General features: G+C 59.8%; 10 protein-coding genes and 1 riboswitch. Of the genes, 3 read left to right on the top strand and 7 right to left on the bottom strand.

Annotated elements, in window-relative coordinates; all coding sequences use genetic code 11:
• Positions 1 to 64: 64 nt before the first annotated feature.
• Positions 65 to 1,285 carry a methionine adenosyltransferase gene (gene metK / locus JS530_RS05705; RefSeq protein WP_214376219.1) on the bottom strand — a complete coding sequence of 407 codons (1,221 nt, stop codon included), beginning with the start codon at positions 1,283 to 1,285 and terminating at the stop codon, positions 65 to 67.
• A riboswitch (SAM riboswitch) is annotated at positions 1,281 to 1,345 on the bottom strand. (Overlaps the previous gene by 5 nt.)
• A 239-nt stretch (positions 1,346 to 1,584) precedes the next feature.
• Positions 1,585 to 1,899: a DNA-directed RNA polymerase subunit omega gene (gene rpoZ, locus JS530_RS05700; protein WP_214376218.1), complete on the bottom strand. Its 315-nt coding sequence runs from the start codon at positions 1,897 to 1,899 to the stop codon at positions 1,585 to 1,587.
• Between the two features lie 263 nt (positions 1,900 to 2,162).
• Here rpoZ and ilvD point away from each other — a divergent pair, with 263 nt between their 5' ends.
• The gene (ilvD, locus tag JS530_RS05695; RefSeq protein ID WP_214376217.1) at positions 2,163 to 4,028 is read left to right on the top strand and encodes a dihydroxy-acid dehydratase; all 1,866 of its coding nucleotides are present in this window, start codon (positions 2,163 to 2,165) and stop codon (positions 4,026 to 4,028) included.
• Between the two features lie 208 nt (positions 4,029 to 4,236).
• On the opposite strand, the gene JS530_RS05690 is transcribed toward ilvD, so the two are convergent.
• The 5 genes from JS530_RS05690 to serB all read right to left on the bottom strand — a co-directional run bounded on the left by JS530_RS05690 (position 4,237) and on the right by serB (position 10,039).
• Positions 4,237 to 5,097, bottom strand: a complete 861-nt coding sequence (locus tag JS530_RS05690) for a hypothetical protein (RefSeq protein ID WP_214376216.1) — start codon at positions 5,095 to 5,097, stop codon at positions 4,237 to 4,239.
• 144 nt (positions 5,098 to 5,241) lie between these two features.
• Complete coding sequence (fmt, locus tag JS530_RS05685) at positions 5,242 to 6,240, bottom strand: methionyl-tRNA formyltransferase (RefSeq protein ID WP_214376215.1); 999 nt, start codon at positions 6,238 to 6,240, stop codon at positions 5,242 to 5,244.
• A gap of 40 nt (positions 6,241 to 6,280) precedes the next feature.
• On the bottom strand, positions 6,281 to 6,985 hold the full coding sequence (locus JS530_RS05680) for an HAD family hydrolase (protein ID WP_214376214.1): 705 nt from the start codon (positions 6,983 to 6,985) through the stop codon (positions 6,281 to 6,283).
• Between the two features lie 78 nt (positions 6,986 to 7,063).
• Positions 7,064 to 9,283: a primosomal protein N' gene (locus JS530_RS05675; protein ID WP_214376213.1), complete on the bottom strand. Its 2,220-nt coding sequence runs from the start codon at positions 9,281 to 9,283 to the stop codon at positions 7,064 to 7,066.
• A 39-nt stretch (positions 9,284 to 9,322) separates the two neighbouring features.
• Positions 9,323 to 10,039: a phosphoserine phosphatase SerB gene (gene serB, locus JS530_RS05670; protein ID WP_214376212.1), complete on the bottom strand. Its 717-nt coding sequence runs from the start codon at positions 10,037 to 10,039 to the stop codon at positions 9,323 to 9,325.
• A gap of 38 nt (positions 10,040 to 10,077) precedes the next feature.
• On the opposite strand from serB, the gene JS530_RS05665 reads away from it, so the two are divergent.
• Complete coding sequence (locus JS530_RS05665; protein ID WP_214376211.1) at positions 10,078 to 10,776, top strand: DedA family protein; 699 nt, start codon at positions 10,078 to 10,080, stop codon at positions 10,774 to 10,776.
• Positions 10,777 to 10,836: 60 nt separating this feature from the next.
• Positions 10,837 to 12,447 (top strand): proteasome ATPase, encoded by a 1,611-nt coding sequence (arc, locus tag JS530_RS05660; protein WP_425350855.1) that lies wholly within the window; start codon positions 10,837 to 10,839, stop codon positions 12,445 to 12,447.

Genomic DNA, 12,447 nt, shown 5'->3' with positions numbered 1-12,447 from the left:
GACTCGCTTGTCAGCTTTATTGTCAGCTGTACTGACTTGCGAGAATCCGATGGATTAGGGGAGCTTAAGCTTCGGCGATGGCAGCCTTAAGCTCTTCGACCTTATTGGTCTGCTCCCATGGGAACTCGACATCGGTGCGGCCGAAGTGGCCGTAGGCGGCGGTCTTCAGGTAGATCGGACGCTTCAGATCAAGCTCATCGATGATGGCGGCCGGACGCAGGTCGAACACCTTGCGCACGGCGGCTGCAATCTGACCGCGGGTCACACCCTGCTCGGTGCCGAAGGTCTCCACGTTGATGGACACCGGATCGGCCACGCCAATCGCGTAGGCCACCTGCACCTCGGCCTTATGCGCCAGGCCAGCGGCCACGATGTTCTTCGCAACCCAACGGGTGGCGTAGGCGGCGGAGCGATCCACCTTGGAGGGATCCTTGCCGGAGAATGCGCCACCGCCATGGTGAGCGGCACCGCCATAGGTGTCCACGATGATCTTGCGGCCGGTCAGACCGGCATCAGCCGCCGGACCGCCAAGAATAAAGGAACCAGTGGGGTTGACCAGCTGACGGTAGCCTTCATACGGCACCTTGTCGCCGAGGACTTCCTTCAATACCGGATCGATCACATGTTCCTTCAGCTGAGCCTCAAGCCATTCGTGGGTGGCTTCGGGGTCATGCTGGGTGGAGATCAGCACGGTATCCAGACGAACCGGCTTGTCGTTGTCGTCATATTCAACGGTGACCTGGGTCTTGCCATCCGGGCGCAGATGCGGCACTTCGCCGGACTTGCGTACTTCGGTCAGGCGGAAGGCCAGACGATGGGCCAAATAAATCGGCAGAGGCATCAGAACCGGGGTCTCATCGGTGGCGTAGCCGAACATCACGCCCTGATCGCCAGCGCCCTGCGCTTCATAACGCTCTTCGCGGCTGGCGGCAGTCTCTTGGGCTGCGGTGAGGCGGGAAACACCCTGGTTGATTTCGGCGCTTTGGCCGGTGATGGCCACGATCACGCCGCAGGAATCGGCGTCAAGGCCGACTTCGGAGGAGGTGTAGCCAATGTTGCGTAACGTTTCGCGGACCTTGGACTGCACATCGCAGTAGCCTTCGGAAGTGACTTCGCCGAACACCAGGAATACGCCGGTGGCGGCGGAGGTCTCCACGGCCACATGGCTCGTGGGGTCTTGGGCAAGCAGGTCATCCAAAATGGCGTCGGAGATTTGATCGCAAACCTTATCGGGGTGGCCTTCGGTCACGGATTCCGCGGAAATAAGCCGCTTCTCTTCAGTCATATCATCCCTTTCTGTTCAGGACTTATCGCCCCGCGCAAACAGGCGAGGCACAATGATACGGTTCTTCAATTGTTGATACAGCAGGGCAGACATAACAAAAGGGCTCGTGCCAACCAGCGCGGTGGCGCGAGCCCTGTGCATGTTTGCTCTTGTTCGATTTATAGCCTATCGATGAAGGTAAAGCAAGCGAATCAGTAGAAAAACTGCGAGTGACTTAGCTTACAGCGTTTGCAGCGGCATGAGAACCGGCAATGGTAGTGCCATCGATGGCCACATCGGGAGCGGGAAGCAGCGGTCCGTCAGTTACCTTCGTTGACGTCGTCCTCGCCCAAGGTCTCCTCAAGCAGGCCTTCGTCGATCTCACGGAAAGCGATGGACAGCGGCTTCTCATTGTTCTGGTATTCCACCAGCGGACCCACGTTCTGCAGCAGGCCTTCGTTGAGCTGGGTGAAGTAGGAGTTGATCTGACGCGCGCGCTTGGCGGCGAAAATGGCCAGCGCGTACTTGGAGTCGGCGTGCTTCATCAGGTCGTCAATCGGCGGATTTGCAAGACCGGTGGGGTGCGGGTCAGTGCCGAACGCCTCGTTACCCTGGACCTCGGTATCTTCTGCCATAAGTATGTGTCTCCAAACGTTGGAAAATCTATCTCAACCGAAGCAAGTGTAGCCTTGCGGCGGGACTTCGCGGCAATTGGCAGGGCATCGCTGCTGTACTCGGTGCAGTGATCGTTCGCTGACTTGGTCGGTGGAACATCCCGCATACCAGTTTGCATGGCAAGAAGTGCCGTGGCAGGGTGTGAAAAAGGTTACATTTTCGAAAATTCCATTATTCGACTCTTGACAAGAACCGTGTCCCGTGCAAGGGCTTGAATGGAGTCATGACTGAAATGCGATCTGCAAAACTCATGTCCGGCCGCGTCTTCGCAGGTGCGCGCGCCCTGTACCGTGCCGCTGGCGTCAGCGGCGACGATATGGGCAAGAAGCCCATCATCGCCATCGCAAACTCCTTCGATGAGTTCCTGCCTGGCCACGTGCACCTCAACAAGGTGGGCCGTCTCGTCTCCGAAGCCATCAAGGAAGCTGGCGGCATTCCCCGCGAGTTCAATACGATGGCCGTGGACGACGGCATCGCCATGGGCCACACCGGTATGCTGTACTCCCTTCCTTCCCGCGATATCATCGCCGACACCGTTGAATACCAGTGCAACGCTCACTGCGCCGACGCATTGATCTGCATCCCGAACTGCGACAAGGTGGTCCCGGGCATGCTGATGGCCGCACTGCGCCTCAACATTCCGACCGTCTTCGTTTCCGGCGGCCCGATGGAAGCCGGCACCACCGTGCTGGCTGATGGCACCGTCAAGAAGAACACTGATCTGATCTCCGTGATGTACGCCTCCGCAGACGACAACGTCTCCGAAGAGGATCTGCTCAACTACGAGAAGACCGTCTGCCCGACCTGTGGTTCCTGCGCCGGTATGTTCACCGCCAACTCGATGAACTGCCTGACCGAGGCCATCGGCCTGGCTCTGCCGGGCAACGGTACGATCCTGGCCTCCCACTCCTACCGTAAGGACCTGTTCAAGCGTGCCGCCGAGCAGGTGGTGAAGATTGCCAACCAGTACTACCGCGATTCCGACGATTCCGTGCTGCCGCGCTCCATCGCTACCAAGGAAGCCTTCGAGAACGCCATGACCATGGATGTGGCCATGGGCGGCTCCACCAACACCGTGCTGCACATTCTGGCCATGGCCCAGTCTGCGGACGTGGACTTCACGCTGGATGACATCGAGCGCATCTCCCACACCGTGCCCTGCATCTGCAAGGCTTCGCCGTCCGGCAAGTGGGAGATTTCCGACGTGCACCGCGCCGGCGGCATCACCGGCATTCTGGGCGAGCTCGACCGTGCCGGCAAGCTGCACCGCAACGTGCACTCCATCGACTACCCGACCCTTGAGGACAAGCTCAACGATTGGGACATCATGCGCCCCACCTGCACCGAGGAAGCCAAGCAGATGTACAAGGCTGCTCCTGGCCACATCATCTCCCCGGATCCGTGGACGCACACCACCCTGTTCGACACGCTCGACACCGACCGTGAGAACGGTGCCATCCACGACATCAACCACCCGGAGATCCACGAAGGCGGCCTCGCCGTGCTGCGCGGCAACCTGGCTCCCGACGGCTGCGTGGTGAAGACCGCAGGCGTGCCGCAGGAGATCTGGAAGTTCCGTGGCCCGGCTCTGGTGGTTGAATCCCAGGAGGAAGCCATCAAGGTGATTCTGGACGACACTCTGAAGCCCGGCATGGCTCTGGTGATTCGCTACGAAGGCCCGAAGGGCGGCCCGGGTATGCAGGAAATGCTGTACCCGACCTCCTTCGTCAAGGGCAAGGGCATCGGCAAGCAGGTGGCTATGCTCACCGATGGCCGTTACTCCGGTGGTTCCTCCGGTCTGGCCATCGGCCACATCGCTCCTGAGGCTGCCAACAAGGGTCCGATCGCACTGATCAAGAACGGCGACATCATCAACATCGATATTGAGAACCGTTCGGTGAACGTGGAGCTGACCGATGAGCAGCTGGCCGAGCGTCGCGCTGAACTCGAAGCCGGAGACGGCTACGTGGCCCACCGCGACCGCAAGGTCTCCCAGGCCCTGAAGGCCTACGCCGCCTTCGCCCGCTCCGCCGACAAGGGTGCTACGCGAGATCCCGACTTGATCAACAAGCTTTCCGGCCTCGCCTGATAGCGGCTCTGCTGGGGCTGCCTGCCTTGGCTCCCCTTGTCAGGGGAGCTGTCGCCGATAGGTGACTGAGGCGTAGCTCCACAGGAACACTGCAATGCAATAGCCTTTCGCCAAATCGCGAAAGGCTATTGTGTTTTTTAGAAGACTACGCGCAATGCGTAGGTACGTGCGCTTTGGTTGGTGATGATTCGTTGGCGGGGCAATAGGGTCAGAACATATCGGTCAGCATTGAGACACCATCGAGTTGTTCGCCGATGTTCGGATCTTGTTGCCCGACTTCGAGCTGAGGCGCGGCCGGAATCGCCAATAGTCGTGCTCGGGTGCCATAAATCTCCAACGTGCATGGGCGTAGTCTCAGGTCGATTCCGTTGTTCTCCGCTAGTTTTCTCATCGCTCTAACGGATGACTGCAATGATCTGTGCGTCGGTTTGCCATACGGGCCAAGATGATAGTGGCCGAAGGTACGCTTGCGTAGCTCGGAGTCAGTGCAGGGGCGTTCGCTCCAATACAACGTGTATCGGTGGAGGCGATTGTCGGGCATGAAACAGAGGAGTCCCACGTCGTTAGTCAGAACCTCAAAGTGGAAGAAGTAATCTAGATCGTTGCTTGCAAGGGGATCGTGCCGGATGATTGGTGTTGATGTAGTGAGCCGCTGAATCGGGATAAGACCTCGGTAAGCCTCCTGAATATCTCGTGCCGAGATGGTATAGCAGGGGGTTTGCGGCAGTTTCTTACGACGATGATTGTCGTATGCGATGTCGAACGCGGTGATGATAGCTCCGAGAGATGCAGCTCCGATAATGCCGCAAATGACGGTTGGTATATGCGTGGATGTGTGGTTTGCGATAACGGCCATTGCGGCGAATATGACGCCCAGTATTATGCCGATGACCAGGCAGATCTTTGCTTCTTTGCGGCCTTGGACGAGGTTGCCGTGCAAATCACGCGATTGCGCGACGATGGGCCAGCGGTCGTCAGCAGGCATCGCATACGTGCCTTGCGATGCGGTGTGGGGAATCGTTGTTGATGGTGTTCCGCCAGTGGGCTGACCTGATGTCATGCTCACCATGATAATCACCGTTCGCGCAAGTCGCCCCACTCCAGCCATTGGCGTGCACGGTGGGAAATGCGCAATCAAACTGGTGGAAAATGTACAGTCAGAGCGGTGGGGAGTGTATAACAGCTCTGACTGTACAGCGATATGGTGAAGCCGCTACCTCACGCAGGCGGAATCACTGAGGCGAGCGCCGCGGGCCCAGTCGGCGGCACGCATGGCTTTCTTGCCCTGCGCCTTGACCTGAGTGAGTTCCAGTGCTGTGGTGCCAGTGCCAACCCAGACGTTCTTCTTTCCAGCCTTGATTTCACCGGGCTGCAAGTCGGTGGGAGTGTTCGGATGGGTGCCATCAGCCGGCTGTGCGGCGAGCACATGCAGGGTGAGCGGACGAGTGGAACCTTCAGCGGACTCAGCGTCTGCATCTTCCGGCAGGCCTTCTGCATACAACTTGGTCCAAGCACCGGGGTGCGGCGTGCAGGCGCGAATCTGACGGTCAATCGCCTCGGCTGAATCAGCCCAATCGATTCGCGCATCCTCAACGGTGATTTTGTGCGCGTATTCCAGGCCTTCGGCAGGCTGCGGCGTGAACGTGGCCGTGCCATCGCCCACGGCGGCCAGTGCATCCACATACATGGGCGCACCTTCTTCGGCCAGACGATCAAGCAGTTCACCGGAAGTCTCACGACCGGTGAGCGCCACTGTCATCGAGGCGATGATAGGGCCGTCATCCAGCCCTTCGCCGACTTTGAACACATCAGCGCCGGTGGTGGCATCTCCTGCCCAGATGGCACGTTGCGCGGGAGCCGCACCACGCCACTTTGGCAGGTTGGAGAAGTGCAGGTTGTACCAGCCCATCGGTACCGCATCCAGCACGTTCTTCGGCAGAATATTGCCATAGGCGATCACGGCTGCGATATCCGCGCCGAGCGCGTTGAGTGCATCCAGAAACTCGGGGGAGCGTGGCTTGGCGTCGATAACCGGCAGCCCAAGTTCCACTGCCGCCGCCTTAACCGGGCTGGGCATCAATTTGCGGCCGCGTCCGGTTGGCGCATCCGGGCGGGTGATGACGCCCACCACGTCGAAGCGCGGGTCGGCGGCGAACGCCTTCAGTGAAGGCACGGCTACGTCAGGGGTGCCTGCGAACACCAGTTTCAGCATGAATCTCCTTATGGCTTGGATGTTGGTGATTGAGCAGTGTTTATTGAACGCCTGGAATGTTGACACCGTTGGCGATGAGCAGTTGGCGCAGCTTCACCGGATCCTGGAAGCGCACGCCACGAATGCCCACGGCATTGGAACCGACGATGTTCATGGCTTTATCGTCAATGAACACCGCGCCATCCGCCGTGATGCCGAATTCCTTCAGCGCAGCCTCATAGATCTCCTTATGCGGCTTGCGCAGTTTCACGAAGCCGGACACCAGCTTGCCGTCCAGTTGCTGCAGAATATCGCATTGTTCCTCGGCCACATGGAACAGGCTAGCTTCCCAATTGCTCAGGCCCCACACACCAATGCCGGCAGCCTTCAAGTCGTTGACCAGCACGCGTGCGCCCGGCACAATACCGGTCAGCGAATCGCGGAAGTTATCGATGTAATACTGCAGTATATCCGCCCACTTATCGCCTTTGTCCTTGCGCATAACGGCGATGGCCTCGTCGGTACTCATGCCGCCGTCCATCAGATCGTTGACATCATAGAAACCGGAAATATCGTTATCCAAGAATTCGTCAATGGTTTTCTGGCTGTAGCGAGGGATGAGCACGGCTGCCGGATCCCAGTAAATGAGCACATTGCCGAAGTCGAAAATCACATCGGTGATCGGCTTGCCGGCGTTCGCGGCGGCTTCGCCGTCCGCCACCAGCACGTCGTATTCCATATCCGGTTCTCCTGGCCAACCCTTCATCGCAGCCTCTTTCTGTAATAGTGGATATGTGTTCGTCTTCCTATGGTTCCATGTGTTGGCGACTGTTGACGCCGCTGCCTAAATCAGATCCTTGGGGTCTACTCGGAAGCGCAGTTCGCCGGGTTCGCGCGCCGCAACATGACGGGCGGTTTCCCGTTGCAGCCGTTCGGCAAGCTCCGCGCGCTGGCTTTGCGGTACGCGTACCACGGCTTTCACACGATCCGCAGTGGCCTCCAGTTCGCGGGCATCCACCGTTTCAGGTTGGGGGATGGGCACCGGGCCTAGCATGCCGGGCAGCTCACCGCACACAGCCCAATCGCCGCCGAGCGCGCCAACGCGTTGCATCAGCGTCATCACCGCATCGCGCCGACCCCACACACAGGCTGCGGCCACGGCAGGTGGCATGCCGGTTTCCACGCGCTCCTGCATATCCTTGGCGGCAAGAATGCGGGAATCCCAGGTCATCAACGATTGCGCGATCGCAGGATCGGTTTCTCCCAGAATCAACGCCTGACCTTCGCGCGATCGCGGCGCGCACAGCGACACCGCCCGCATCCACGCGGTCAGCGTATCCAACCGGGCATCCACGCCGAGCTGGTACAAGCTCGTCCACGCATCCAAAATCGCCACAGCACGGTATTCACGGCCTGCGGCACCTTGCGAACCCTCCACCGGGTGCACGCGTGGCTCGAAGCCCGGTGTAGCAATCACTATCATCGGCTTGGCCGGCACATCCGCCACCAATCCGCGCGCCTTGCTGGACACCACCACCGGAACACCGCGGAACAGGCCGGCAAGTTCCTGCGCAGTGCCGGCCGCGCCCACACGCACCACGCGCATACGCTCGTTCTTGCAGCCAGGGCATGACCAATCCAAGGCAGGCGCCCCGCACCAACGGCATCGTGGCGTACTGTCCGCACGGTCGGATGGTACTTGCAGTGGGCCGGTGCATTTCGGGCAGCGCGCCTGTCGGTGGCACTTCGCACAGCTTAAGGTATCACTCATGCTGTCTTGTGGAATGGAAAGCAGTACGGGACCGCTTTCCAATGCTTTGCTCAACACGCGTACAGCGGTATGCGGCACACGCGCCCCGATAGTGGGGTCGGCGAGCCGCGTCAATTCCTCACGATTCAGCCAACGCACCCATGGCGTGGCATCCTTGAGAGGCGAGACCAGCGGATGAATCGCCGTGGAAAAACCACTCACTGGAGTCTCCACCGTATCCGGACCAGTGTTCTCCCAATGACTTTGCGGCGTGCGCGCATTGGCCATGGCCACGAAAACGCCGCCATGTGCTTTGGCCCGCAATCGCATCACGCCACGAGCTTGAGGGTAGGGCATCATGCCATCCATGTTCTGATAGGCGGCATCCTCAAGGATCGCGAACAATGCAGGCCCTTCAACCGGAGCATACGCCACGGCGCGTGTACCGATTACCACGTTGACCTGTCCCAAGGCCACGGCCAGATACGTGCGATACCGGTCGGCGGCGGGCATGGCCTCTGCGTTGAGCACCGCAACATCGCCCACCCAGCCGCCGGACGCCGACGGGGCGAACGGCATCAGTCCATAATTGCGCAGCACCGGCAGCAGATCATTGACCTCACGCATGGTTGGCAGTTCCACTACGGCACGCTTGCCGGCAGCCAATGCCGTGGCCGCCATCCACGCCATGTTCTTCTGCCACTCTTGCGCGCCCGGCATGGAATCAAACACGAATGCTTGGAAGCGATTGCCGACCAAAGCTTCTTGCAGCACATGCGCGTCACCATACGAGGCGGCAATACGCTGATAGCCTTGCTCCGTTCCCTCGGCCAGACGGGAATTGGCAGGCCGTGTGAACGATGCCGCAAGCCGCTGCTCAGCCTCCACTTTGGACACACGCGGCGGCACCGCAAAACGTAAGATATTCGCGCGCGTGCCACCATACGCTTTGGCAATCAACGAGATATCCTCGCGCATGGATTCCGGCACCAGCACGTCCGGACTCACCACACGTTCCAGATACCGCAATGAGGAACGCGGCGTAGCGCTGGATGCCGCACGATTCCAGATAATGCCATTGACCCGTTGCCCGCCGAATCGCACACGAACCAGTACGCCGGGCTGAGCGGCATCGCTGTCTTTCTCATCAACGAGATAATCGAACGTCTGCCCCAAATGCAGCGCCTGCACCTCCAACACCACCTGCGCAATCGGGTGATGTTCAGCCGGCACATGCTCCGCGGGTGCGCGCTTGCGACGCTTGCGTGGGGCAAGCCCCGCAAGCGTCAACTGTTCCGCACCCTCAAAAGTCATGAAACCACTATAAGCGGGGTTTTCGGTTAGGGAAAAAATTTACCTTAGGTAGTCGAGCACCAGACGCAAATCGCGCGTATTGATGGCATCATCGGCGGCCAGCTGCGTTTTCGGCTTGGCACAGAATGCCAGACCGAGGCCGGCGGCCTGAATCATCGGAATATCATTCGCACCATCGCCCACGGCCACCGTCTGGCTCATCGGTATGCCAAGACGCTCCGCCCACGCGCGCAACGCATGCAATTTCACCGTCTTGCACACAATCTCACCGAGCACCTGACCGGTCAGCTTGCCATCCTCGGTCTCCAGACGGTTCGCAATCCAGAAATCAATGTTGCCTTCCGCGGCGAGCTTATCCACCACCTCATGGAAGCCGCCGGACACCACGCCGACCTTCCAACCATGCTCATGCAGCGTATCAATCAAATCCAAAGCGCCATTGGTGAAGTGCAGCTTATCGTGCACGGTATCGAACACCGAAACCGGCAATCCCCTGAGCAGTGCCACGCGGGCGCGCAGAGCATCGCAGAATTCTAGCTCACCGCGCATGGCGCGTTCGGTCACATCGGCGATTTCCTCACCTTTACCAGCCGCCTCGCCCAGCTCATCGATAACTTCCTCATCAATCAGCGTGGAATCCACATCCATCACCAGCAGACCCGGCTGGCTCAACGTGGGCGTCTCGAAATCCGCGGAAGCATCCCCAGTTTCGCCCTCGGCGGACTTGTCAACAAAGTGCACATGTTCTTGCGTCATGCCTTAGATTGTCGAAAAACCTTGGGACAATGCCCGTTATGAGTTTTTCCCCAGAGCTTGCCGCGGCATTGGCGGCAGACCCTACCCCCATGTGCACCGTTTCCGATGGAGGGCTCATCGGAACCATCACCGCATGGCTGATTACCCTGATGGAAACCATCGGCGGCATTGGTGTGGCGCTCGCCATCGCTTTGGAATCCGTGTTCCCTCCCATTCCATCCGAAGTGATTCTCCCGCTCGCCGGCTTCACGGCGGCGCGCGGAACCCTGAGCCTGCCCGGCGCGATCATTTGGGCGACCATTGGCTCAGTGCTTGGCGCCTGGACACTGTACGGCATCTCCCGTTGGGTGGGATTGCATCGCATCAATCGCGCCGCGGACAAGATTCCGGGAGTCAGCCGCAACGATGTGAGCAAAGCGAACGATTGGTTTACCAAATACGGCACATGGTCGGTGCTGATCGGTCGCGTGATTCCCGTGGTGCGTTCACTGATTTCGATTCCCGCCGGCTTCAACCGCATGAATTTCCTGCAATTCACCGGCTGGACGCTCGTCGGTTCCGCTGTGTGGAACACGATTCTGGTTTCCGCCGGCTACCTGCTCGGTGACCAATGGTGTTCGATTCAAGGTGCGCTCGGCGTGTTCGAGGATGTGGTGATCGCGGCGGTGATTGTGATCATCGTGTGGTTCGTGGCGCGCAAAGTGCGTAGTGTGGTGCGTAATAGGAAACAACAGTAGACGTAGCGGGTCGAACCTGGCCAAGAGCAGCAACTGCTGTGTGCTCGGCCGCGCAGCCGTATGATCAGAGAAACCGTACGGTCAGGGCAGTCGCAAGGGAGTCGAATGAGCGAAGCAGAAGATCTTGCCGCATTGAACGATCGGTTGATGGCGCGTAACCATGCGCTTGCCGAGGCGTTGAGCCGAGCGGGCAAGGAGCTGACCAAAGCCAAGTCGCAGTTGGCTCAGCTGGCGCAGCCGCCGCTGACCTTCGCCACGATGGTCAAGGTTGATTCCTCGCATATCGATGCCGATGGCGTGCAGCATGCCTCGGCGGAGGTGATTGCCGGCACTCGCCGCATGGTGGTGCCGGTCGCCGCCAACGTGAACGCCGCGCGGCTGACCGCCGGCGCCACGGTGATGCTGAATGAGAAGCTGGTGCTGGTGGAGCAGCGTGACAGCGACACCGTAGGCCAGATTCGCGTGGTGAAAGAGACCTTGGACGATGGTCGTCTGATCGTTGCCGACGCGTCCGGCAATCCCATGCTGATTCGCAGGGCCGGCGCGGTGGCGCATACGGTCATCAATCAGGGCGATCGCTTGATTGTGGATCCTTCGGTGCGACTGGCATTGGAAGTGCTGCCGGTTGAAGGCGACAAGGATCTGGTGCTGGAGGAGACTCCGGACGTGAGTTTCGCGGACATTGGCGGCTTGGATGCGGAAATCAGTCGCATCCGCGACGCCGTACAGTTGCCGTTCCAGCATCGCGCGCTGTTCGAACGCTACGATCTGAAGCCGCCGAAAGGTGTGCTGCTGTATGGTCCGCCCGGCAATGGCAAGACGATGATCGCCAAAGCCGTGGCCAACGCGCTGTGTGAAGGTGGGTATGACCTGAACGGCGACGGTGCGGTGTCTGGCTCCGAACACATGGTCAAAGGCGTGTTCCTTTCCGTTAAGGGGCCGGAACTGCTCAACAAATATGTGGGCGAATCCGAGCGTCTGATTCGTTTGATTTTCCAACGTGCCCGCGAGCGTGCCGCGGAAGGCCGGCCAGTGGTGGTGTTCATCGATGAGATGGATTCCCTGCTGCGTACGCGCGGCTCCGGCGTCTCCTCGGATGTGGAGACCACAATCGTGCCGCAGTTCCTGTCTGAGCTGGACGGTGTGGAATCATTGGATAATGTGATGGTGATCGGCGCGTCCAACCGTGTGGACATGATCGATCCGGCCGTATTGCGCCCGGGCCGGTTGGACGTGAAGATTCGCATCGGCAGGCCCACAAGGGAACAAGCCGTGGCCATCGTCAGCCATTATCTGACCGACGATCTGCCGCTGGAGTCCGGTGTTGATGCGCGTGCATTGTCTTCGGTGCTTGTACGGGACATCTACGAGACCTCGGAACGCCGCCATATCTGCGATGTGCAGGGGGAGTCCGGCCAGTGGTCGGCGCTTTTCCTGGCGGATGTGGTCTGCGGCGCCATGCTCAAGAACATCGTGGATCGCGCCAAGACGAGGGCGGTGAAGCAGTCGATCGAATCCGGCGAGGACGTTGCCCTGACCGTACCGCTGCTGGCAGCAGCCGTAGAGGAGGAATTCCTGGAGACGCGCGACTCGATGGCCGACGTGGACCCCGAACAATGGGCCCGTATCAACGGTATGGATCCGGTTCGCCGCATTCGTGCGGTGGCATGA

Origin of the sequence: Bifidobacterium colobi (assembly GCF_018555455.1) — a bacterium.
Classification (GTDB): Bacteria; Actinomycetota; Actinomycetes; order Actinomycetales; family Bifidobacteriaceae; genus Bifidobacterium; species Bifidobacterium colobi.
This window is presented reverse-complemented; position numbering and strand designations above follow the sequence as displayed.